General features: G+C 67.7%; 22 protein-coding genes and 1 tRNA gene. 10 read left to right on the forward strand and 13 right to left on the reverse strand.

The annotated features are described in order from the left end of the window. Positions 1-5: 5 nt before the first annotated feature. Positions 6-422: a DNA polymerase III subunit chi gene (locus H3H55_RS13435; protein ID WP_048250341.1), complete on the reverse strand. Its 417-nt coding sequence runs from the start codon at positions 420-422 to the stop codon at positions 6-8. A 34-nt stretch (positions 423-456) separates the two neighbouring features. After that, positions 457-1,968, reverse strand: coding sequence for a leucyl aminopeptidase (locus tag H3H55_RS13440; protein ID WP_129512753.1), 1,512 nt, complete (start codon positions 1,966-1,968; stop codon positions 457-459). A gap of 122 nt (positions 1,969-2,090) precedes the next feature. Here H3H55_RS13440 and lptF point away from each other — a divergent pair, with 122 nt between their 5' ends. Genes lptF through H3H55_RS13455 form a run of 3 tightly spaced genes read left to right on the forward strand, consistent with a single transcriptional unit; the run spans position 2,091 to position 4,745 of the window. Next, on the forward strand, positions 2,091-3,182 hold the full coding sequence (gene lptF, locus H3H55_RS13445; RefSeq protein WP_193098869.1) for an LPS export ABC transporter permease LptF: 1,092 nt from the start codon (positions 2,091-2,093) through the stop codon (positions 3,180-3,182). A 3-nt stretch (positions 3,183-3,185) separates the two neighbouring features. Next, a complete protein-coding gene (gene lptG / locus H3H55_RS13450; RefSeq protein WP_129512755.1) occupies positions 3,186-4,334 on the forward strand; it encodes an LPS export ABC transporter permease LptG in 1,149 nt (382 codons plus the stop codon). 27 nt (positions 4,335-4,361) lie between these two features. Then, positions 4,362-4,745, forward strand: coding sequence for a sirohydrochlorin chelatase (locus tag H3H55_RS13455; protein ID WP_193098870.1), 384 nt, complete (start codon positions 4,362-4,364; stop codon positions 4,743-4,745). An 81-nt stretch (positions 4,746-4,826) separates the two neighbouring features. Here the strand turns inward: H3H55_RS13455 and cobA are convergent, their stop codons facing one another. The 6 genes from cobA to H3H55_RS13485 all read right to left on the reverse strand — a co-directional run bounded on the left by cobA (position 4,827) and on the right by H3H55_RS13485 (position 11,032). Further along, positions 4,827-5,576: a uroporphyrinogen-III C-methyltransferase gene (gene cobA / locus H3H55_RS13460; RefSeq protein ID WP_193098871.1), complete on the reverse strand. Its 750-nt coding sequence runs from the start codon at positions 5,574-5,576 to the stop codon at positions 4,827-4,829. Between the two features lie 84 nt (positions 5,577-5,660). Further along, complete coding sequence (locus H3H55_RS13465) at positions 5,661-6,977, reverse strand: sulfate adenylyltransferase subunit 1 (protein WP_193098872.1); 1,317 nt, start codon at positions 6,975-6,977, stop codon at positions 5,661-5,663. Positions 6,978-6,999: 22 nt separating this feature from the next. Then, the gene (cysD, locus tag H3H55_RS13470) at positions 7,000-7,962 is read right to left on the reverse strand and encodes a sulfate adenylyltransferase subunit CysD (protein ID WP_048250334.1); all 963 of its coding nucleotides are present in this window, start codon (positions 7,960-7,962) and stop codon (positions 7,000-7,002) included. A gap of 76 nt (positions 7,963-8,038) precedes the next feature. Then, the gene (locus H3H55_RS13475) at positions 8,039-8,788 is read right to left on the reverse strand and encodes a phosphoadenylyl-sulfate reductase (protein ID WP_193098873.1); all 750 of its coding nucleotides are present in this window, start codon (positions 8,786-8,788) and stop codon (positions 8,039-8,041) included. Then, the gene (locus tag H3H55_RS13480; protein WP_129512760.1) at positions 8,785-9,327 is read right to left on the reverse strand and encodes a DUF934 domain-containing protein; all 543 of its coding nucleotides are present in this window, start codon (positions 9,325-9,327) and stop codon (positions 8,785-8,787) included. Before H3H55_RS13480 ends, H3H55_RS13475 begins: the two co-directional genes overlap by 4 nt. 25 nt (positions 9,328-9,352) lie before the next feature. Beyond that, complete coding sequence (locus H3H55_RS13485; RefSeq protein ID WP_129512761.1) at positions 9,353-11,032, reverse strand: nitrite/sulfite reductase; 1,680 nt, start codon at positions 11,030-11,032, stop codon at positions 9,353-9,355. Between the two features lie 215 nt (positions 11,033-11,247). Here H3H55_RS13485 and H3H55_RS13490 point away from each other — a divergent pair, with 215 nt between their 5' ends. The 4 genes from H3H55_RS13490 (at position 11,248) to H3H55_RS13505 (ending at position 13,905) form a co-directional block, all read left to right on the forward strand. Further along, positions 11,248-12,189 carry a CysB family HTH-type transcriptional regulator gene (locus H3H55_RS13490; protein ID WP_034178788.1) on the forward strand — a complete coding sequence of 314 codons (942 nt, stop codon included), beginning with the start codon at positions 11,248-11,250 and terminating at the stop codon, positions 12,187-12,189. Between the two features lie 65 nt (positions 12,190-12,254). Beyond that, positions 12,255-13,412 (forward strand): ABC transporter substrate-binding protein, encoded by a 1,158-nt coding sequence (locus H3H55_RS13495; protein ID WP_193098874.1) that lies wholly within the window; start codon positions 12,255-12,257, stop codon positions 13,410-13,412. A gap of 96 nt (positions 13,413-13,508) precedes the next feature. Further along, positions 13,509-13,593: transfer RNA gene (locus H3H55_RS13500), tRNA-Leu, on the forward strand. Between the two features lie 144 nt (positions 13,594-13,737). Next, complete coding sequence (locus tag H3H55_RS13505) at positions 13,738-13,905, forward strand: hypothetical protein (RefSeq protein ID WP_193098875.1); 168 nt, start codon at positions 13,738-13,740, stop codon at positions 13,903-13,905. A 28-nt stretch (positions 13,906-13,933) separates the two neighbouring features. Here the strand turns inward: H3H55_RS13505 and H3H55_RS13510 are convergent, their stop codons facing one another. Beyond that, positions 13,934-14,836: a LysR family transcriptional regulator gene (locus tag H3H55_RS13510; protein WP_193098876.1), complete on the reverse strand. Its 903-nt coding sequence runs from the start codon at positions 14,834-14,836 to the stop codon at positions 13,934-13,936. A 117-nt stretch (positions 14,837-14,953) separates the two neighbouring features. On the opposite strand from H3H55_RS13510, the gene H3H55_RS13515 reads away from it, so the two are divergent. After that, positions 14,954-15,691, forward strand: a complete 738-nt coding sequence (locus H3H55_RS13515; protein ID WP_193098877.1) for an SDR family oxidoreductase — start codon at positions 14,954-14,956, stop codon at positions 15,689-15,691. A gap of 58 nt (positions 15,692-15,749) precedes the next feature. After that, positions 15,750-16,649 (forward strand): SDR family oxidoreductase, encoded by a 900-nt coding sequence (locus H3H55_RS13520; protein ID WP_193098878.1) that lies wholly within the window; start codon positions 15,750-15,752, stop codon positions 16,647-16,649. Positions 16,650-16,665: 16 nt separating this feature from the next. On the opposite strand, the gene H3H55_RS13525 is transcribed toward H3H55_RS13520, so the two are convergent. Next, positions 16,666-17,556: an alpha/beta fold hydrolase gene (locus H3H55_RS13525; protein ID WP_193098879.1), complete on the reverse strand. Its 891-nt coding sequence runs from the start codon at positions 17,554-17,556 to the stop codon at positions 16,666-16,668. 105 nt (positions 17,557-17,661) lie between these two features. Here H3H55_RS13525 and H3H55_RS13530 point away from each other — a divergent pair, with 105 nt between their 5' ends. Beyond that, a complete protein-coding gene (locus tag H3H55_RS13530) occupies positions 17,662-18,558 on the forward strand; it encodes a LysR substrate-binding domain-containing protein (RefSeq protein WP_193098880.1) in 897 nt (298 codons plus the stop codon). Positions 18,559-18,597: 39 nt separating this feature from the next. On the opposite strand, the gene H3H55_RS13535 is transcribed toward H3H55_RS13530, so the two are convergent. The 3 genes from H3H55_RS13535 to H3H55_RS13545 all read right to left on the reverse strand — a co-directional run bounded on the left by H3H55_RS13535 (position 18,598) and on the right by H3H55_RS13545 (position 21,163). Beyond that, entirely contained in the window at positions 18,598-19,533 is a 936-nt protein-coding gene (locus tag H3H55_RS13535; protein WP_193098881.1) for a LysR family transcriptional regulator, read from the reverse strand. Between the two features lie 175 nt (positions 19,534-19,708). Beyond that, on the reverse strand, positions 19,709-20,482 hold the full coding sequence (locus tag H3H55_RS13540) for an SDR family oxidoreductase (protein WP_129512770.1): 774 nt from the start codon (positions 20,480-20,482) through the stop codon (positions 19,709-19,711). A 180-nt stretch (positions 20,483-20,662) separates the two neighbouring features. Then, positions 20,663-21,163, reverse strand: coding sequence for a DinB family protein (locus H3H55_RS13545; RefSeq protein ID WP_129512771.1), 501 nt, complete (start codon positions 21,161-21,163; stop codon positions 20,663-20,665). Positions 21,164-21,177: the final 14 nt, after the last annotated feature.

Here is a 21,177-nt window from a genome sequence, read left to right on the forward strand (position 1 = left end):
TGCGGCTAGCTGCCCTGCTTGTAGTTGTTCAGCGCGTATCCGCGGTCGCGGTAGAACCGGTAGCGGTCGCGGCCCGCGGCGAGCTCGTCCGGCGCGTTGCCGACCACTTCGAGCAGGCGCTCGAAGCGGGCGAACTGCGCGGGCACGGCCGCGCCGAGGTTCAGCAGCACGTGATGATGCGGCGCTTTGTCGAGATCGGCAGCCAGCACGATCGGCGTCCCGGCCGCATGCTCGCTGTCGACGCCGCAATGCGGGATGAAATCGAGCGGCGAGAACGTCCAGAGCCGCTCGTCGAGCGCGCGCAGGCGCGCGGGCTCGGCGAGCACGACGACCGGCTGCCCGGCCTGGTAGGCCTTGCGCAGCAGCCGGCACGCGTACGCGAGCGAATCGCCGACGTTCGAGTGGAAATCGATCCGCGTCATTGCCCGCGTACCCGCATCGTCGTTCGCTCAGCCATCACTGGCCGGCGCGGTCGATCAGGAACTGCGCGAGCAGCGGCACCGGACGGCCCGTCGCACCCTTCGCGGCACCACCCTTCCACGCGGTGCCCGCGATGTCGAGGTGAGCCCACGGATAGCTGTCGGTGAAGCGCGACAGGAAGCACGCGGCCGTCACGGCGCCCGCCGGGCGCCCGCCGATGTTCGCGATGTCCGCGAAGTTCGACTTCAGCTGGTCCTGGTACTCGTCGTCGAGCGGCATGCGCCACGCCGGGTCGTTCGCCTCGCGCGACGCGTCGAGCAGTTCGCCCGCGAGCGCGTCGTCCTTCGAGAACAGGCCGCTGTTGTGACCGCCGAGCGCGATCACGCACGCGCCCGTCAGCGTCGCGACGTCGATCACGGCGGCCGGCTTGAAGCGCTCGGCATACGTGAGCGCGTCGCACAGGATCAGGCGGCCTTCGGCGTCGGTGTTCAGCACTTCGATCGTCAGGCCCTTCATGCTGGTGACGACGTCGCCCGGCTTCGTCGCGTTGCCGCCCGGCATGTTCTCGCAGGTCGGCACGATCGCGACGACGTTGATCTTCAGGCCCATCTCGGCGACCGCACGGATCGTGCCGAGCACGGAACCGGCGCCGCACATGTCGTACTTCATCTCGTCCATGCCCTCGCCCGGCTTCAGCGAGATGCCGCCCGTATCGAACGTGATGCCCTTGCCGACCAGCACGACCGGCGCGGCCTTCGCGGCGGCGCCCTGGTAGTGCAGCACGATGAACTGCGGCGGCTCGACCGACGCGCGCGCGACCGACAGGAACGAGCCCATCTTCAGCGCCTGGATCTGCTTGAGCCCGAGGACTTCCGCCTTCAGGCCCCAATCCTTCGCGATCTTCTTCGCGGTGTTGCCGAGATAGGTCGGCGTGCAGACGTTGCCGGGCAGGTTGCCGAGGTCGCGGGTGAGATCCATCCCGTTCGCGAGCGCGACGGCCTGCTTGACCGCGACCTTCGCGGCCTTTTCGTCGGACGGATCGACGCTGAACACGACACGCTTGAGCGTGTGCGACACCGGCTCCGGCTTGCTCTTCATCTGCGTGAAGCGATAGGTCTCGTTGCGCAGCGCCAGAATGGCCGCGCGCACGCCCCAGTCGGAGCTGCGCTCGTCGACCGGCAGTTGCGCGAGCGTGAACGTGACCTGGACGACCTTGGTCGCCAGCAGCGCGCGCCAGGCGGCCGTGACCGCGTCGTTATAGGCTTTCTGGTTGAACGCATCCTGCTTGCCGAGACCAACGAGCAGCACGCGCGACGCGCCGATGCCCGATACTTCGTGCAGGAACAGCGTCTTGCCGCGCTTGCCGTCCATGTCGCCGGCTTTCACCACGCGCGAGATCAGCCCCTTGGTGGCCGTGTCGATGTCGAGCGCCGCGCCGGAAAGCGTTTGCGCCTCGAAGATGCCGAGCACGATGCAGTCGGATTTCCCGGTCAGGAACCCCTTGGCCTCGCCTTTGCTCCAATCACAGCCTTTTATGCTAAAGTCCATCGCGCTTGTCCTCGGATAAAATCTGGGCTAAGGATGAAAGCCGCAATTATCCGCTATTTTTCCCGTGGCGGCGCGAGCGCTCCACCACGCGTGCGCAGCCTCCCGCCCTCTTCTCATCAAGAATGATCTTCGAACGCTCCCTCCAGCGCGAGCTTGCGTATACGGCTGGCGCCGTGTTCATGGTGCTGCTCACGATCATGCTCACGACGATGATGATCCGCATCGTCGGCTATGCCGCGTCCGGTGAAATCGATCCGCGGGACGTGCTCGTGCTGATCGGCCTGACCGTGATCGGCTACCTCGCCGTGATGCTCGTCGTCACGTTGTTCGTGTCGATCCTGTTCGTGCTGACCCGGTGGTACCGGGACTCCGAAATGGTGGTGTGGCTCGCGTCGGGCGTGAGCCTCACGCGCCTCATCAAGCCGATCGGCGTGTTCGCCACGCCGATCATCCTGCTGATCGCCTTCTTCGCATTCGTCGGCTGGCCGTGGTCGAACCAGCAGAGCAAGATGATCAAGGCACGCTTCCAGCAGCGCGACGAGATCTCGCTGCTCGCGCCGGGCCAGTTCCGCGAGTCGGCCACGAACCACCGCGTGTTCTTCATCGAGAAGATGACGCCCGACCAGAGCAAGGTGCAGAACGTGTTCGTCACGTCGACCGAGAACGGCAAGGTCAACGTCGTCGTGTCGCAGACGGGTCACACGGAAACGCGGGACGGCAACCGTTTCGTCGTCCTGGAAAACGGCCGCCGCTACGACGGCACGCCCGGCCAGCCGAACTTCAAGATCATGGAGTTCGAGCGCTACGGCGTGAAGATCACCAGCACGCCCGTCGTCAACGTGCCGACCACCAACAGCACGCCGACGCTCGACCTGCTGCGTAACCCGACGCGCGACAACCTCGCGGAATTCGCGTGGCGCGCGGGGCTGCCGCTGATCGCGCTCAACCTGATGGTGCTCGGCATCCCGCTCGCGTACCAGAACCCGCGCCGCAGCCGCACGATCAACCTCGTGATGGCCGTGCTGATCTACCTCACGTACTCGAACCTGCTGAACGTCGTGCAGGCGCAGATCGAGCAGGGCAAGATGTCGTTCGGCGTCGGCCTGATCGGCCTGCATGCGCTCGTCGCTGTGATCGTCGCCGTCATCTTCTGGTTGCGCGTGCGCAATCGTCCGCTGTTTACACGCGCGCTGTTCGGCCGCTCGGGAGCATGATCGATGCGGCTCTATGAAAAATACTTCGCGCGACAGATCTACGTCACGTTCGTCTTCATCCTGTTCGCGTTCTCGGGCCTGTTCTTCTTCTTCGACCTGATCAGCGAACTGAACTCGGTCGGGCACGGCAACTACAAGTTCGGTTACGCGGTGCTGCGCGTCGCGCTGCAGACCCCGTCGCGCTTCTACGAGATCATCCCGGTCGCCGCGCTGATCAGCGCGATCTACGTGTTCGCGCAGATGGCCGCGAACTCGGAATTCACGATCTTCCGCGTGTCGGGCCTCGCGACCAACCAGGCGTTGCGCTCGCTGCTGAAGATCGGCATACCGCTCGTGATCATCACCTACCTGATCGGCGAATTCGTCGGCCCGTACGCCGACCAGCTGTCCGAACGCGTGCGGCTGCAGGCACTCGGCGCGTCGGTGTCGTCGAACTTCCAGTCGGGCGTGTGGGTGAAGGACACGCTCGCGGCCCGCGAAAACGGCGAGCAGGTCACGCGCTTCGTCAACGTCGGCAGCCTGTCGCCCGACTCGACGATCAGCAACGTGCGCATCTACGAGTTCGACTCGAAATTCCAGCTGCAGAACGTGCGGATCGCGAAGACGGGCCGCTACGAGCCGCCCGGCCACTGGCTGCTGACGGGCGTCACCGAGACCGAACTGACGCCGATCAAGCCGATCAGCGGCCAGCCGCCCGACGCGCTGAACCCCGTCTACCGGTCGCAGCAGGTTTCGCTGCCCGAATACCGGCTGCGTTCGGACCTGACGCCGCAGATCCTGTCGGTGCTGCTCGTGTCGCCGGAGCGCATGTCGATCATCAACCTGTTCCGCTACATCCAGCACTTGCGTGAAAACCAGCAGGACACGCAGCGCTACGACATCGCGCTGTGGCGCAAGCTGCTGTATCCGTTCGCGGTGTTCGTGATGCTCGTGCTGTCGCTGCCGTTCGCGTACCTGCACACGCGTGCGGGCGTGGTCGGCGTGAAGGTATTCGGCGGCATCATGCTCGGCATGAGCTTCCAGCTGCTCAATACGCTGTTCTCGCACATCGGCACGCTGAACACGTGGCCCGCGCCGCTGACAGCCGCGACACCGGGCCTCATCTATCTCGCGCTCGGCCTGTTCGCGCTCAAGTGGGTCGACCGGCACTGAGTGCCGCGTCATGACGGAGGTTTCGACATGAGTTCGCACGGCATCGTCCTGTTCGGCCACGGCGCCCGCGACCCGCGCTGGGCCGAGCCGTTCGAGCGGCTCGCCGCGCGGCTGCGCGCGGCCGGCTCCCCTGCCGCGCACGTGTCGCTCGCGTTTCTCGAACTGATGACGCCGTCGCTCAGCGAGGCCGTCGCCGCGCAGGTCGCGGCCGGCTGCACGCACATCACCGTGGTGCCGGTGTTCTTCGGCCAGGGCGGCCATGTCCGCCGCGACCTGCCGCAGCTCGTCGATGCATGCCGCGCCGCGCATCCGGGCGTCGAGATCCGCTGTGCAACGGCCGTCGGCGAAGACGACGGCGTGCTCGACGCGATCGCACGTTATTGCGTCGACCAGATCGGCGGCGGCGCGTAAGCAGCGCGTTCAAGGCACACAAAGAAAAAGCGCTGGCTTCTGCCAGCGCTTTTTTCATTTCGGACTGCGGCGGAATCCCGCTCAGGCGGCATCCCGCAACGGATCGCCCGTGTTCGCCTGCCGTGCGCGCTCGGCGAACGCGTCGCCGATCATCAGCAGGCTCGGTTCCGCGGGATCGAGCCACGCCTGCGCGTCGCCCGCCGCCATCTGCGCGAGCGTCAGCGTCAGCGAGCGCTCGCGCGCGGTGCTGCACGCCTCGACGATCGCCACGGGCGTCGCCGGCGCACGGCCGGCGTCGATCAGTTCCTGCGCGATGCCGGGCGCGCTGTCGCGGCCCATGTAGTAGACGATCGAATCGGCGCGCGCGGCTTCGCGGATCTCGTCGCTGCCCGGCGCTCGGCTGTGCGTCGCGAAGGCGACGCTGCGCGACACACCGCGCAACGTCAGCGAGCGCTTCAGCGTCGCCGCGCCGGCCAGCGCCGCGGTGATGCCCGGCACGACCTCGTAGTCGATGCCGGCCGCCTCGAGCGCGCGCATTTCCTCTTCCGCGCGGCCGAACAGCATCGGGTCGCCGCCCTTCAGCCGCACGACGCACGCGTGCTCGCGCGCCGCGTCGACGATCTGCTTGTTGATGAAGTGCTGCGCGGTCGAGCGCTGCCCGCAGCGCTTGCCGACCGCGATCCGGCGCGCGTTCGGCGCGTAGTCGAGCATCGCGGGCTCGACGAGCGCGTCGTGCAGCACGACATCGGCCTGCGCGAGCAGCCGCGCGCCGCGCACCGTGATGAGGTCGGCCGCGCCCGGCCCTGCTCCGATCAGATACACCTTGCCCATGATTGTCACTTCGCTTGTCCTGCGGACGACGGCGGCCGGCCCGCGCCGCCGTGGGGCGGCGCGGTGCGCCGCGCGGTTTGCCGATTACGCCGAAAACGCCCGGATCATGCCGGCGGCGACTGTGTGGTGCGTCGCCTCGTCGATCAGCACGAACGCGCCCGTGCCAGGATGCGCGTCGTAGGTGTCGCAGACGATCGGCTTCTGCAGCGTCAGCGCGACGCGGCCGATGTCGTTCATCTTCAGCTCGTGACGGTCGGTCGCATGCGACAGCGTATGCACGTCGAGCACCTGCTTGACCGCGCCGATCTTCGCGAACACCGTGCTGGTGGTCTGCTTCAGCAGGTACTTGCGCTGCGGCGACAGCGGCGTTTCGTCGAACCAGCACAGGTCGGCCTCGAGCTTCTTGGCCGGCTCGACGGGTTCGGCGGTCGTGACGAACATGTCGCCGCGCGACACGTCGACATCTTCCTCGAGACGGATCGTCACCGTCTGGCCCGCGAACGCGTGCGCGACGGACGCGGTACCGCCCGGCACCGGCGCGACGATCTCGGCGACCGTTGCGGTGCGGTTCGACGGCAGCACGATGATCTCGTCGCCGACCTTCACCTCGCCCGACTCGATACGGCCCATGTAGCCGCGGAAATCGTCGGCCGAGCTGCCGTCCTGGCGCGCGACCCATTGCACCGGGAAGCGCAGTGCGTCATGCGCCTGCGTCTCGACCGGCAGCGACTCGAGCACGTCGAGGAGCGGCTCGCCCGCGTACCACGGCATACGCTCGCTCGCGCCAACGATGTTGTCGCCCTTCAGCGCCGACACCGGCACGAAGCGCACGTCGGTGAGGTTGAGCTGCTTCGCGAGCGCGACGTACGCGTCGCGGATCTCGTTGAAGCGCGCTTCGCTGTAGTCGACGAGGTCCATCTTGTTGATCGCGACGATCACGTGCTGCAGGCCGAGCAGCTTCACGATCGCGCTGTGGCGCTTGGTTTGCGGCAGCAGTTGCACGATGCCGTTCTCGACCGTGATGCGCGTCGCATCGATCAGGACGATCGCCGCGTGCGCGGTCGACGCGCCCGTCACCATGTTGCGCGTGTACTGCTCGTGGCCCGGCGTGTCGGCGATGATGAACTTGCGTTTCGCGGTCGCGAAGTAGCGGTACGCGACGTCGATCGTGATGCCCTGCTCGCGCTCGGCCTCGAGGCCGTCGGTCAGCAGCGCAAGGTCGAGCTCGTCGCCGACCGTGCGCTTGTTCTTCGCGCGCGACAGCGCGGACAGCTGGTCGGACAGCACGGCCTTGCTGTCGTACAGCAGGCGGCCGATCAGCGTGCTCTTGCCGTCGTCGACGCTGCCCGCGGTGATGAAGCGCAACACGCCGAGGTCTTCGGTATTTTCGATGATGCTCATGATGTGAATGTCCTCGTGTGCTTCAGAAATAACCTTGCTTCTTGCGCGTTTCCATCGCGGCTTCCGACGCCTGGTCGTCCATCCGGGTCGCGCCGCGCTCGGTGATCTCGGTCACCGCCGTCTCGGCGATGATCTTCTCGAGGTCGTCCGCGTCGCTCTCGACCGGGCACGTGCAGCTGATGTCGCCGACCGTGCGGAAGCGCACCTGCGCGAGCTCGCTCGTCTCGCCCTCGCGCATCGGCGTGAGCGGCGTGACGGGCACCAGCAGCCCGTTGCGGCGCACGATCTCGCGCTCGTGTGCGTAATAGATCGACGGCAGTTCGAGATTCTCGCGCGCGATGTACTGCCACACGTCGAGTTCCGTCCAGTTCGAGATCGGGAACACGCGCAGGTGCTCGCCCTTGTGCAGGCGTGCGTTGTACAGGCTCCACAGTTCTGGGCGCTGCGCCTTCGGATCCCACTGGCCGAATTCGTCGCGGAACGAGAAGATGCGTTCCTTCGCGCGCGCCTTCTCTTCGTCGCGGCGTGCGCCGCCGATCATCGCGGTGTAGCCGTATTGCTCGATCGTCTCGAGCAGCGTGACGGCCTGCGCGGCGTTGCGCGAATCGGTCTCGCGGCGCAGCACGACGGTGCCGCGCTTGATCGAATCCTCGACGTGGCCAACCACCAGCTCGGCGCCGAGCTCTTGCGCGCGGCGGTCGCGGAAGTCGATCACTTCGTCGTAGTTGTGACCCGTGTCGATGTGCACGAGCGGGAACGGCAGCGTCGTCTTGCGGTTCGCGCCGAGGCCGAACGCCTTCAGTGCGAGGTGCAGCACGACGACCGAATCCTTGCCGCCCGAGAACAACAGCGCCGGCTTGCTGCATTCGGCGACCAGTTCGCGCAGGATGTGGATCGACTCGGCTTCGAGCCAGTCGAGGTGGCCCATGCGGCTGTCGGCACCGGTGGGCGGGGCAAAGGCGGATTGCTCGAGCGTCGTGCTCATGATTTCAGTCCTTCTCTTCTGGGTTCGTGCCGCCCGCTGTCGCAGGCGGCCCAAGATTCAGCTTTTTGTAAGGTATTCAGTGCGCGGCGCCGGCTTCGGCGGTCGCGGGAATCGGCGTGATCGTGATGTGCAGGCCGCATTCCTTCGTGTCGCGCGATTCCCACCACCAGCGGCCCGCGCGGCTGTCCTCGCCAGGGCGGATCGCGCGCGTACACGGCTCGCAGCCGATGCTCGGGTAGCCGCGCGCATGCAGCGGGTTCACCGGCACGTCAAACGCTCCGAGGTACTCCCAGACGTCGGCTTCGGTCCAGTCGGCGAGCGGATTGTACTTCGCGATCCCGCGCGCTTCGTCCTGCTCTTCCTCGTGCAGCTCCGCACGCGTGACCGACTGCTCGCGACGCTGGCCCGTGACCCACGCGTCGACCTCGGCCAGCGCACGGTTCAGCGGCTCGACCTTGCGGATGTGGCAGCACGACTTGCGCAGCTCGACGCTCTCGTAGAACGCGTTCAGGCCGTGCTCGGCGACGTACTGATCGACCGCGTCCTGCTGCGGATGGAACTGCTCGATCTCGTAGCCGTAGCGCTCGCGCACGCGGTCGATCATGCCCAGCGTTTCCGCGTGCAGCCGGCCCGTGTTCAGCGAGAAGATGCCGATCGACGCGCCCTTCGACAGGATCGCGTGCGTGAGCAGCATGTCTTCCGCCGCGAGGCTGCTCGCGAACTTCACCTTCTCGTGACGGGCGCCGATCTGCGCGAGCAGCGCGTCGAGGCGCTCGACCTTCGCGGCGAGTTCCGGCGTCAGCGCGGTGGCGGTCGCGGTACTCATGCGCCCACCTTCGCGTCGGCCGCGGCGGCGCGGCGGCGGAACAGCGGCACCGGCTCGTCGAACGCACCCTGGTAACGCTGCGTGAATTCCGTGAATGCATTCAGCGCGTCGTGGATGTCCTTGTCGGCGCGCACCGCGAATGCGTCGAAACCGCAACGCGACATGTACAGCAGCTGGTCGCGCAGCACGTCGCCGATCGAACGCAGCTCGCCCTTCCAGCCGTAGCGCTCGCGCAGCAGGCGGCCGATGCTGTAGCCACGGCCGTCCGCGAAGCGCGGGAAATCGACGGCGATCAGCGAAATCGCACCGAAATCGGCCACGAGATCGGCCGGCTCGCTGTCCGGCGCGAGCCACACGCCGAGTTCGTCCTGCGTCTTGGCGGCGACGAGCGCCGCGCGCTCGGCCTGCCACAACGCGAACGGCACCAGCACCTTGCCGGCCGGCAACGCGTCGACCGCGGGCAGCGCACCGTCTTCCGCCGCGCGCACGACCTGCCATGCATCGTCGATCACTGCGCGGTTCTTGATAATCGAAGCCATCTGCAAATTCCTTCTACCCGGTTGGTTAGGCGTTCACTGCCTGGCGCGCCGCATACACGCGCTCCTTGAACGGTGCGATGCCGATGCGGTCGTACGTGTCGACGAAGCGCTCGCCGTCGATGCGCGCATCGACGAACGTGTCGATCAGCTTCGCGATCACGTCCGGCACTTCTTCCGCCGAGAACGACGGCCCGATCACGCGGCCGAGGCGCGCGCCGTTGCGGCCCGTGCCCTGCTCGCCGCCGAGCGACACCTGGTACCACTCGGCACCGTCCTTGTCGACGCCGAGGATGCCGATGTTGCCGACGTGGTGGTGACCGCACGAGTTCATGCAACCGGAAATATTCAGCGACAGGTCGCCGAGGTCGTACACATAGTCGAGATCGTCGAAACGCTGCTGGATCGCCAGCGCGATCGGGATCGACTTCGCGTTCGCGAGCGAGCAGAAATCGCCGCCCGGGCACGCGATGATGTCGGTCAGCAGGCCGATGTTCGGCGTCGCGAAACTGGCCGCCTTCGCCTTTTCCCACACCGCGAACAGGTCGCGCTTCTTCACGTTCGCGAGAATCAGGTTCTGCTCGTGCGACACGCGCAGCTCGCCGAACGAATAAGCGTCGGCCCAGTCGGCGACCAGCTCCATCTGCTGGTCGGTCGCGTCGCCCGGCGCCACACGGTGATCCTTCAGCGACAGCGTGACGGCTGCATAGCCGGGCACCTTGTGCGGCGCGACGTTGCGCTCGACCCAGCGCGCGAACGCCTTGTTCTCGAGCAGGTGCTGTTCGAACGATGCGTCGGTGTCGGCCAGCTTCTCGTAGACGGGCGGCTTGAAATACTGCGACACGCGGTCGACTTCCGCCTGCGTGAGCGTCGACGGGCCGTCCTTCAGGTGCTGCCACTCTTCCTCGACCTGCTGCGCGAACTTCGCGGGCGACAGCGCCTTCACGAGGATCTTGATGCGCGCCTTATACAGGTTGTCGCGGCGGCCGAAGCGGTTGTACACGCGCAGCACGGCTTCGCAGTAGGTGAGCAGGTGCTGCCACGGCAGGTCTTCCTTGATCACCGCGCCGACGATCGGCGTACGGCCGAGGCCGCCGCCCGCGAGGATGCTCGCGACCACTTCGCCCTGCGCGTTCTTCTTCAGGTACACGCCGAGGTCGTGGATCTGCACGGCCGCGCGGTCGTCCTTCGAGCCCGACACCGCGATCTTGAACTTGCGCGGCAGCCATGCGAATTCGGGATGGAACGTCGACCACTGGCGCAGGATTTCCGACCACGGACGCGGATCGATCTCCTCGTCCTGCGCAACGCCGGCGAACTGGTCGGCCGTGATGTTGCGGATGCAGTTGCCCGAGGTCTGGATGCCGTGCATCTGCACCGACGCGAGCTTCGCGAGGATCTCGGGCGTGTCTTCGAGCTCGATCCAGTTGAACTGGATGTTCGAGCGGGTCGAGAAGTGGCCGTAGCCGCGGTCGTGTTCGCGGGCGATGCGCGCCAGCATCCGGAGCTGGTCGCTGCGCAGGTTGCCGTACGGAATCGCGATGCGGTGCATGTACGCGTGGCGCTGCATGTACAGGCCGTTCTGCAGACGCAGCGGACGGAACTCGTCTTCGCTCAGCTCGCCCGACAGGCGGCGGCGCACCTGATCGCGGTACTGCGCGACACGCTCGTCGACGATCGTCTGGTCGTATTGGTCGTACTGATACATTCGGGGACCCCAGGGGTTTTCGTGGTGACCGCGCGACGTCCTAGCCACGTCGCGCCCGAATCTCCGTTCTGCCGTCACCGCCCCCATCCGCTGCCGGCTGGATTGCTAATGACGAAAACAGATATCCATATTTGAAAAACTCCGGTGAATCGTAATAAACTCGCCTTATATTTCAAACGACTAAAAAATTCTGTTGATATGCGGAAGGGTTATAAATGAACCTGCACCAATTTCGCTTCGTGCGCGAGGCCGTCCGGCAGAATTTCAACCTCACCGAGGCCGCCAAGGCGCTCTACACGTCGCAACCGGGGGTTTCGAAGGCGATCATCGAGCTCGAGGACGAGCTGGGCGTGGAGATCTTCACGCGGCACGGCAAGCGCGTGCGCTCGCTCACCGAGCCGGGCAGGATCATCCTCGCGTCGGTCGAGCGGATCCTGCAGGAGGTTGAAAGCCTTAAAAGGGTCGGGAAAGATTATGCCGCGCAGGATCAGGGCAACCTGACCATCGCGGCCACCCACACGCAGGCCCGCTACTCGTTGCCGGCCGCGATCGCCGAATTCAAGAAGCGCTTCCCGAAGGTGCACCTGTCGATCCTGCAGGGCAGCCCGACGCAGGTCGCCGAGATGGTGATCCACGACCAGGCCGATCTCGCGATCGCGACCGAGGCGATCTCCGACTACAAGGAGCTCGTGTCGCTGCCCTGCTTCCAGTGGCATCACGCGGCCGTCGTGCCGGCCGATCATCCGCTGCTCGAACGCAAGCCGCCGTCGCTCGACGATCTCGCGCAGTACCCGCTGATCACGTACGACGACGCGTTCGCGGGCCGCAAGAAGATCAACCAGGCGTTCGCGCTGCGCGGGCTGTCGCCGGACATCGTTCTCGAGGCGATCGACGCCGACGTGATCAAGACCTATGTCGAGCTCGGCCTCGGCGTCGGGATCATGGCCGACATCGCGTTCAACCCCGAGCGCGACCGCAACCTGCGGCTGATCCCGGTCGGCCACCTGTTCGGCAGCAACGTGACGCGCGTCGCGCTCAAGCAGGGCGCCTACCTGCGCAGCTATGTGTATACGCTCGTCGAACTGCTGTCGCCGACGCTGAACCGCAAGCTGATCGAGCAGGCGCTCAAGGGCGAATCCGAATCGTACGAGCTTTGAGCAGCGTGTATAAACACCGGGGGCGCATATCGCGCCCCTTTTTGCTGCCTGACGGAGGTTCCCGCATGACGCTTCCCGCCCTGCTGCGCCGCGCCGCCGGCGCCGCCCTCGTGCTGGCCTGCGCGGCCGCGCATGCCGACCTGAAGGTCGGCGTCGACCTGTCGTCGACCGGCCCGGCCGCCGTGATCGGCATCACGAGCAAGAACGCGATCCTGATGTGGCCGAAGACGATCGCCGGGCAGCCCGTGCAGGTGACGGTGCTCGACGATGCATCCGATCCGGGCACGGCCGTGCGCAACATCCGCAAGCTCGTCGACGAGGATCACGTCGACGTCGTGGTCGGGCCGAACATCACGCCGGCCGCGCTCGCGGCGCTCGACGCGGTGGCCGCCGGGCAGACGCCGATGATCACGCTGGTCGGCTCCGGCGCGATCGTCGAGCCGCAGGAAGGCGCGCGAACCTGGGCGTTCAAGATGGCGCAGAGCGACAGCGCGATGGCCGACGTGATGACGCGCACCATGTCGAATCGCGGCGTGAAGACGGTCGGCTTCATCGGCTTCGCGGACAGCTACGGCGACAGCTGGCTGAACGAGTTCACGCGCTTCGCGGACCTGCGCAAGATCCGCGTCGTCGCGACCGAGCGCTTCAACCGCACCGACGCGAGCGTCACGGGCCAGGCACTGAAGCTGATCGCGGCGAAGCCCGACGCGATCCTGATCGCGGGCTCGGGCACGCCGGCCGTGCTGCCGCAACGCACGCTGATCGAACGCGGCTACAAGGGCCCGATCTACCAGACACACGGAATCGCGACGCCGGAATTCATCAAGCTCGGCGGCAAGGACGTCGACGGGACGCTGTTCCCGACCCAGCCGGTGGTCGTCGCGCGCACGCTGCCGGCCGATCATCCGGCCCGCAAGGCCGCGCTTGCGTTCGTCGACGCGTACGAGGCGAAGTACGGGGCCGGCACGGTCACGCAGTTCGCGGGTGATGCGGCGGGCGTCTACCCGCGCCTCGCCGACGCGGTCGGCCGCGCGCTGAAGACCGCGCAGCCCGGCACGCCCGCGTTCCGCGCGGCGCTGCGGCGCGAGCTCGAACGCGCGCACGAACTCGTCGTGCCGAACGGCGTCGTCAACACGAGCGACAAGGATCATGTGGGGCTCGATCAACGCGCAAGCGTGATGGGGATCGTGAAACAGGGCCGGTTCGTCTACCTGAGCCAGTGACCGGCCAGGCCGGCAAGCGGGTGGCTTGCCCGGTGCGGGGATTTCAGCCATAATCCGCGTTTCGCCGCGCACGAACACCTGCGCGGCCACGAACAAGCCCAGGTGGTGAAATTGGTAGACGCAGGGGACTCAAAATCCCCCGCCGCAAGGCGTGCCGGTTCGATTCCGGCCCTGGGCACCAGTATTTCGCAGCGTCATGCGCTGCCCGCTCGAAACCCGCGCAAGCTCATCGCTTCGCGGGTTTTTTGTTTTTCGCCGCGCCCGCCGCAACACGTGTCTCGCCAGCCGGTCCAAGCATCAGGGATGCCGAGCACGGAGGCCGCCCATGTCCATGCGCACGATTTCACGCCCGATCTGCCGCCGCGTGCTTGCCGCGGTTCTGTCGCTGATGCTGGGCGGATGCGACGTACTGAGCGCGCCGCCGGTGCCCGACTGGCCGGGGCCGCATGCGCCCTATCCGTTCCCGGACAACGTCCCCCATCGCACCGAATGACCCGACGGCCGCCCTTCGCGGTGCGGACTCAGGCCATCAGTTCGCGGACGAAGTCGAGAAACACCCGCACCTTCGCGGACACGAGGTTCGATGCGTGGTGATACGCATAGAGCGGGAACGTCTCGTCCGCCCATTCCGGCAGCAACTGCACCAGCCGCCCGTCGGCGAGGATGTCCCGCGCGTAGAGTTCCAGCAGCTGCGCGACGCCCGCGCCGCCAAGGCACGCGCCGAGCAGCGCGCCCGTGTCGTTGACCATCAGCCGGCCGCCGGCCTCGAACGGCACCACCTCGTTGCCGCGCTGGAACACCCATTCGAACGGCCGCCCCGTGACCGGATCTCGGATCAGCACGCAACGGTGCCCGTCCGCGAGATCCTGCGGATGCCGCGGTTCGCCATGACGCGCGACATAGGCCGCCGACGCACAGGTGAGCACACGCGTCTCGAGCAGCAGCCGCGCACGGTATGACGACGGCTCCGGAATACCGAAACGCACCGCCACGTCGAAGCCGTCGGCGACGAGATCGCCCATCCGGTCGCGCACGCTGATTTCGACGGACAGTTCCGGGAAGCGGTCGAGAAATTCCGCCATCCGCGGGGCCAGCACGGCGTGGCCGAAAGTGCCGTCCACGTTGACCCGCAGCCGCCCCCGGACGCGCGCCCTGGAACGGCCGGCGTCGACCGCCGCCTCCTCGATGCCGGCCAGCAGCGGCGCGACCGCCTCGTAAAAGCGCCGCCCTTCGTCGGTCAACGTGATCGCGCGCGCCGTCCGGTTGAAGATCCGGATGCCGACGCGCTCTTCCAGCCGCGCGACGGCGCGGCTCACGGCCGGCTGCGTCAACCCCATCGCCTCGCCCGCGCGCGCGAAGGTGCCGGCCTCGATCACCGCCGAGAGCACGCCGATACCGCTCAGGAGTCTGCTGTCGAATGCCATGAGACATACTTTCAGTCATTCTTGATCTGATCATTATTCATTATTTTTATCAATCGAGGGCGCCTACATTAGTCCTGTCGCCGGCTCGCACGGCACTCACGAATCAAGGAGCAGGACATGAGCACATCGGAACAGGTCGCCCTCGTCACCGGGTCGTCGCGCGGTATCGGCGCGGAAATCGCCCGCCGTCTCGCGCGGGACGGTTTCAGGGTCGTCGTCAACTATGCCGGCAGCGCCGGCCCCGCTCAGGAAGTGGTCGACGCGATCGTCGCCGGCGGCGGCGAGGCCATCGCGGTGCAGGCGGACGTCGCCGACCCGGCGGCGACCGCCGCGCTGTTCGACGCGGCCGAGCGCGCGTTCGGTCGCGTCGACGTGGTCGTCAACAGTGCGGGCGTCATGAAGCTCGCCGCGATCGCGGACGTCGACGACGCGTCCTTCGACCAGACCGTCGCGATCAACCTGAAGGGCACGTTCAACGTCAGCCGCGAGGCGGCGAAGCGCCTGCGCGACGGCGGCCGCATCGTCAACCTGTCGTCGAGCGTGATCGGCATGCGCCTGCCGACCTACGGCGTGTACATCGCGACCAAGGCGGCCGTCGAGGGCCTGACGCAGGTCCTCGCCCAGGAGATGCGCGGCCGCGGCATCAGCGTGAACGCCGTCGCGCCGGGGCCGGTCGCGACCGAGCTGTTCCTGCACGGCAAGAGCCCCGAGCTCGTCGACCGGATGGCGAAAATGAATCCGCTGGAGCGGCTCGGCCAGCCCGCGGACATCGCCGGCGTCGTCGCCTTCCTCGCCGGCCCCGACGGCGCGTGGGTCAACGGCCAGATCCTGCGCGCCAACGGCGGCATGTGCTGACGGACCGCGTGAAAGGGCAACCAGCCGCGGCCCGTCCCCCTGTTACCGGAGATCGATCATGAAGGAAGTCATTCTCGTCACGGGCGCGTCCAGCGGCTTCGGCCTGCTGACGGCCCAGGCACTCGCCCGCGCCGGCCACACGGTCTACGCGTCGATGCGCGAAAGCGCCGGCCGCAACGCGCCGCGCGCCGCCGCGATCGCGGCCTATGCGCAGGAACACGGCGTCGACCTCCGCACCGTCGAGCTCGACGTCGGCGACGACGCGTCCGTCGACGCCGCGATCGACCGCGTGATCGCGGACAACGGCCGCGTCGACATCATCGTCCACAACGCCGGCCACATGGTGTTCGGCCCGGCCGAAGCGTTCACGCCCGAACAACTGGCGCAGCTGTACGACATCAACGTCGTGTCGACCCAGCGCGTGAACCGCGCGGCGCTGCCGCACCTGCGCCGCCAGGGCCGCGGCCTGCTCGTCTGGGTATCGTCCTCGTCGGCGCGCGGCGGCACCCCGCCGTTCCTCGCACCCTACTTCGCCGCGAAGGCCGCGATGGATTCGCTCGCGGTGTCCTATGCGGCCGAACTTGCGCGCTGGGGCATCGAAACGTCGATCGTCGTGCCGGGCGCATTCACCCGGGGCACGAACCACTTCGTGCACGCGGGCAAGCCGGCCGATGCCGCCGTGCAGGCGGCCTACGATAGCGGGCCCTACGCGGGCGTCGCCGATCAAGCGCTGCAGGGGCTCGCCGCGCTCGAACCCGCGGACGCCGACGCCGGCACGGTCGCGACGGCGATTGCCGATCTCGTCGCCGCGCCGGCCGGCAAGCGCCCGTATCGCGTGTTCGTCGATCCGTCGCAGGACGGCGCGGAGGAAGTGTTCCGCGTCGGCGATCGGATCCGCCGCGAGATGTTCCGGAACATCGACCTCGACGACCTGCTCGCGCCCCGCGTCGGCGGTTGAGCCGCCGCCGCGCGCGTCAGTCGCGCTCGCAGAACCCGAGGATCGCGTCCGCAACCGTCGCCGACGCCTCGTACTGCGGAAAATGCCCGACGCCGTCCAGCACCTGCCGCGCGTAGCGCCCCGCAAAGTACCGTTCGCGCCCGGCCGAGCTGTCCGGGTGGTTGACGGCATCCGCGCCGCCGTGCAGCACGAGCGTCGGCACCGACAGCACGGGCGACGGATTCAGCCGCGCGTCGTCGTCGGCATAGGCCGGCGCACCCGGCACGAAACCCCAGCGATGCCGGTACGAATGCAGCACGACGTCGATCCAGTCGGGCCCGTCAAACGCGGCAGCGGCCGCATCGAAATCGCTGTCGCGATACCAGCCGGGCGGCGACCACGTGTCCCACATCAGGCGGGCGAACGCGCGGCGATCGTCGCGCAGCGCCTGTTCGCCGCGCGGCGTGGCCATGAACCAGTGATACCAGTAGTTGCGCGCCTGCTGCAGCGACAGCGGTTGACCGGGATCGTTGGTACCGTACCCGACCGACAGCATCACGAGATGCGATGCGACACCCTCGCGCAGCCCACAGGCGTTCGCGACCGCGCGGGCGCCCCAGTCGTGCCCGACCAGTACGGGCCGCTCGACGCCTAGCACATCGACGAATTCGAGCAGGTCGCGCCCGAGCGCCGCGAGCTGGCCGCTGCGAGGCGTGGATGCGTCGCGAAAGCGCGTCGGCGCAAAGCCGCGCAGCGCGGGCGCGAGCACGCGGTAGCCGCGTTCGGCAAGCGCCGCGGCCACGTGCGCCCAGCCGACCGGGCTGTCCGGCCAGCCGTGCAGCAGCATGGCCACGCGTGTGCCGCGTGGGTTCCATTCGAGATAGGCGATATCGAGCGACGCGGTCGTCGCATGCGCATAGGTAGGCATCGTGCTCTCCGTGGGGTCAACCTGTTGCACGATGGTAGGCCGGCCTTTCATCACGATTCACGGAGTATCATGATTCATTCTTCAAATCTTGCGTTGAATTGACCGATGGAACCGCTGACCGATCCCGCGTCGACCTCGCTCGACATCGCGCTGCTGCGCACCTTCCTCGAAGTCGTCGACAGCCGCGGGTTCGCGCCGGCCGCGGAGCGCCTCGCGCTGACGCCGTCCGCCGTCAGCGGCCACATCAAACGCCTCGAACAGGCGGCCGGCACCGTGCTGCTCGCGCGCACGACGCGCCGTATCGCGCTCACGCCGGCCGGCGACACGCTGTACGTGTACGCGCGCAACATCGTCGACATGGAGCGCGAAGTGCGCGCGAGGCTGCGCGGCGCGCCGGCGCACGGGCGGCTGCGCGTCGGCGCATCGGAGGATTTCGCGGGGGCGTGGCTGCCGCAGGTGCTGCGCACGTTCCGTGACCGCTACCCGCGTACGGCGATCGAGCTGAAGGTCGGGATCACCGCCGCGCTGCTGCGCGAGCAGACGCTCGGCCGGCTCGATGTCGTATTCGGCAAGCAGTGCCGGCAGGTCGACGCGCCGGGTGAACTGCTGTGGGAAGAACCGCTCGTGTGGGCGTTCGCCGCGGATCGCCCACTCGACGCCGGCGGCGAGGTGCCGCTCGCGCTGTTTCCGGAACCTTGCGTCTATCGGGAGGCCGCCGTCGCGGCGCTCGCCGCCGCGCTGCGGCCGTTCCGCGTGCTGTTCGAGAGCAGCAGCATGGCAGGCTGCGTGTCGGCCGCACTCGCGGGCTTCGCGGTCACCGCGCTGGCGCGCAGCCAGCTGCGCGACGGGCTGCGTGTGTGCGGATCGCAGGACGGGCTGCCCGCGCTGCCGGCCGCGCGCTTCTACGCGTTCGCGGCGAAACCGGACGGCGCCGGCGCGGCGTTGATCGATGCGGTGCGGGAAACGGGGCGCGGCCGGCAATTCGCGGCGCTGCCCGACTGAAACAAGCGCGGCGGCGCATCACGCAAACCGGCGGCCCGGTCAGTCGCCCTCCGCGCCCGCCCCTGCTCCGGTCCCCGCCAACGCGTCCGCCATCAGCGCCCCGAACCACTCGATGAACGCATTGAGCCGGCGCGACCGGTGGCGCCGGTGCGGATACACGGCCGACACGTCCATCGGCGCGGCGCGGTAAGCGGGCATCACGTCGACGAGCGCGCCACTGTCCAGCAGATGCGCGACGTCGAAGCGCGGAATCTGGATCAGCCCCATTCCGGCGATGCAGCCGGCGATATAGGTTTCGGCGTTGTTGACGATCACGCGGCTCGGCAGCGTCAGCGTGTGCTGCCCGCCGTCCGCACAGTATTCCCACCCGAGTTCGCGCCCCGTCGTCGGCGACGCATAGCCGATCGCCCAGTGCCCATGCGCGAGCGCCTCCGGATGCTCGGGCACGCCGTATTCGCGCAGGTAGTCGGGGCTCGCGCAGTTGATCAGCGTGAACTGCCCGAGCGGCCGCACGACGAGGCTGCTGTCCGCCAGCCGCCCGACGCGGATCGCGCAGTCGACGCCCTCCTGGACCAGGTCGATCGAGCGGTCCGTCGAGCCGAGCGACAGTTGCAGCTTCGGGTGGCGGCGAAACAGCGACGGCAGCGCGGGCGCGATCACGCGGCGCGCGATCCGGCTCGGCACGTCGACGTTCAACCGCCCGATCACGTCGCGGTCGCGGCGGCGGAACAGGCGGTCGAGTTCGTCGGCCTCCGCGAGCAGGCGCCGGCCGCGTTCGAGCAGCAGCGCGCCGTCGGCGGTCAGCTGCACCTGACGCGTCGTGCGGTGCAGGAGGCGCGTGCCGAGCCCCGTCTCGAGCTGCTGGACGGCGGCCGACACGGTCGCGCGCGGCACGTCGAGCGCATGCGCGGCCTTGATGAAGCTGCCCATCTCGGCAACCTGCAGGAAGATTCTGACCTGATCCAGCTTGTCCATCGGCGGGGAACATGGGTTCGGACGACCGGCGCCGGCGCCCGTCGCGCATCGCGGTGGGGGCCGGCGGCACAGAGAAAACGGGCGCGCGGCCTCGCGGCTGCGCGCCCGTCCATTGTCCACGCAAACGAGCCATTGCGGTGCGCCACGCGCCCGCGACGGCCGCCTGCGTGGGCGCTTACTTGGTCGTGTAACCGCCGTTGATCAGGATCGTCTGGCCGGTGATCCACCAGCCGTCGGTCACGAGATGGCGGATGAACGGCACGACGTCCTCGATGTCGGTCAGGCCCGTCTTGCTGAACGGCGACAGCGCGGCCGCCGTCTTGTGATACGCGACCGCATCGGCGCCTTCGGCCGGATAGAAGAACGGCGTGTCCATCGGGCCCGGCCCGACGGCCGTCACCGAGATCCCGCGTGCGCCGTATTCCTTCGACGCCGCGCGCGTGAAATGCTCGACCGGCGCCTTCGACCCTTCGTACGCCGCATAGAACGGCGTGAACGCGCCGAGCAGCGACGTCACGAGCGTGACGAGCTTGCCGTGATCCTCGAGGTGCCGCCCCGCTTCCTTGATGAAGAAGAACGCCGACTTGCTGTTGACCGCGAACATCTCGTCGTATTCGGCCTCGCTGATCTCGGTGAACGGTTTCTTCAGCACCTTGCCGACCGTGTTGATCGCGATGTCGATCTTGCCGAAGCGCTGCTTCGCGTCGTCGAACAGCTTCTCGACCGCGGCGGCCGTCGTCAGGTCGGCCTGGAACGTCGCGGCGTCGGCGCCGGCCGCGCGCACCGCGGCGGCCGTCTCCTCGGCCTGCGCCTGCGACGCCGCGCTGTTGTAGTGAATCGCCACCGCCTTCGCGCCGTGGCTCGCCAGGTCCCGCGCGATCAGGCCGCCAAGATTCTTTGCGCCGCCTGCGATCAGGACGACCTTGTCTGCGAGCGTGTGAGTTGCCACGGTTGACTCCTTTTTTCGTTGAACGAAGCTAAGAGTGTAGGCACGCGCGACGCGCCGGTCAGCCGGTCGCGGCTGGATGGATTATCCAGAAAAACGATCCAATCGGAACGGTGCAATGTGGGTTGCCGCACCGACAACGGCGCCGAAATTCGCTTCGGATGGTGTGGCTGCCGGCGCGGTTCAGCGCGCGTACAGCGCCGCGTCGATCTTGCCGAGCAGCCACTGCATGCCGGCCAGATGCTGCTGGTCGTGGCTGCACAGGTAATGGACGAGCCCGCGCACGGTCAGCGATCCGTAGCCGTCGAACTCGCCGGTGCGCGCGAACTGTTCGGGCGTGAGGCGCGACAGGAGGTCCAGCGTTTCGCGTCGCGCTTCGCGGATCGCCGCGAGCACGTCGGATGCATACGCGTCGTTGTAGCGGCGCTCGATCGCGAGCGCGTCGCCGTCGATCGACACGAGCAGCGGCCGATCCTCATCGAGCATCCGCCGCAGCCGCACGTGATAACCGTCGATCTCGATGTCGCGCACGTGGCAGAGCTGCCCGAGCGGCGAGAAGTGCTCGCTCGGAATCCCGGCCCAGTCGTCGGGCGTCCATCGCGCGTAGCCGTCGGGCACGGCGGCGAAATGGGCTTCGAGCAGACGGGGAAAATCGGCGAGTGCGTCGAGCGTCGTCGGATTCATGCGGGAAACTCCCT

The organism is Burkholderia sp. Z1, from assembly GCF_014893795.1.
GTDB lineage: Bacteria > Pseudomonadota > Gammaproteobacteria > Burkholderiales > Burkholderiaceae > Burkholderia > Burkholderia theae.

Bases quoted from the DNA above. Each gene is read 5' to 3' on its own strand.
- H3H55_RS13530 (WP_193098880.1), top strand. From the start codon at position 17,662: ATGGAACCGCTGACCGATCCCGCGTCGACCTCGCTCGACATCGCGCTG.
- H3H55_RS13475 (WP_193098873.1), bottom strand. From the start codon at position 8,788: ATGAGTACCGCGACCGCCACCGCGCTGACGCCGGAACTCGCCGCGAAG.
- H3H55_RS13515 (WP_193098877.1), top strand. From the start codon at position 14,954: ATGAGCACATCGGAACAGGTCGCCCTCGTCACCGGGTCGTCGCGCGGT.
- H3H55_RS13435 (WP_048250341.1), bottom strand. From the start codon at position 422: ATGACGCGGATCGATTTCCACTCGAACGTCGGCGATTCGCTCGCGTAC.
- H3H55_RS13455 (WP_193098870.1), top strand. From the start codon at position 4,362: ATGAGTTCGCACGGCATCGTCCTGTTCGGCCACGGCGCCCGCGACCCG.
- cobA (WP_193098871.1), bottom strand. From the start codon at position 5,576: ATGGGCAAGGTGTATCTGATCGGAGCAGGGCCGGGCGCGGCCGACCTC.
- H3H55_RS13490 (WP_034178788.1), top strand. From the start codon at position 11,248: ATGAACCTGCACCAATTTCGCTTCGTGCGCGAGGCCGTCCGGCAGAAT.
- H3H55_RS13505 (WP_193098875.1), top strand. From the start codon at position 13,738: ATGTCCATGCGCACGATTTCACGCCCGATCTGCCGCCGCGTGCTTGCC.
- H3H55_RS13465 (WP_193098872.1), bottom strand. From the start codon at position 6,977: ATGAGCATCATCGAAAATACCGAAGACCTCGGCGTGTTGCGCTTCATC.
- H3H55_RS13440 (WP_129512753.1), bottom strand. From the start codon at position 1,968: ATGGACTTTAGCATAAAAGGCTGTGATTGGAGCAAAGGCGAGGCCAAG.
- H3H55_RS13485 (WP_129512761.1), bottom strand. From the start codon at position 11,032: ATGTATCAGTACGACCAATACGACCAGACGATCGTCGACGAGCGTGTC.
- H3H55_RS13510 (WP_193098876.1), bottom strand. From the start codon at position 14,836: ATGGCATTCGACAGCAGACTCCTGAGCGGTATCGGCGTGCTCTCGGCG.
- H3H55_RS13495 (WP_193098874.1), top strand. From the start codon at position 12,255: ATGACGCTTCCCGCCCTGCTGCGCCGCGCCGCCGGCGCCGCCCTCGTG.
- H3H55_RS13480 (WP_129512760.1), bottom strand. From the start codon at position 9,327: ATGGCTTCGATTATCAAGAACCGCGCAGTGATCGACGATGCATGGCAG.
- H3H55_RS13525 (WP_193098879.1), bottom strand. From the start codon at position 17,556: ATGCCTACCTATGCGCATGCGACGACCGCGTCGCTCGATATCGCCTAT.
- H3H55_RS13545 (WP_129512771.1), bottom strand. From the start codon at position 21,163: ATGAATCCGACGACGCTCGACGCACTCGCCGATTTTCCCCGTCTGCTC.
- H3H55_RS13520 (WP_193098878.1), top strand. From the start codon at position 15,750: ATGAAGGAAGTCATTCTCGTCACGGGCGCGTCCAGCGGCTTCGGCCTG.
- lptF (WP_193098869.1), top strand. From the start codon at position 2,091: ATGATCTTCGAACGCTCCCTCCAGCGCGAGCTTGCGTATACGGCTGGC.
- cysD (WP_048250334.1), bottom strand. From the start codon at position 7,962: ATGAGCACGACGCTCGAGCAATCCGCCTTTGCCCCGCCCACCGGTGCC.
- lptG (WP_129512755.1), top strand. From the start codon at position 3,186: ATGCGGCTCTATGAAAAATACTTCGCGCGACAGATCTACGTCACGTTC.
- H3H55_RS13535 (WP_193098881.1), bottom strand. From the start codon at position 19,533: ATGGACAAGCTGGATCAGGTCAGAATCTTCCTGCAGGTTGCCGAGATG.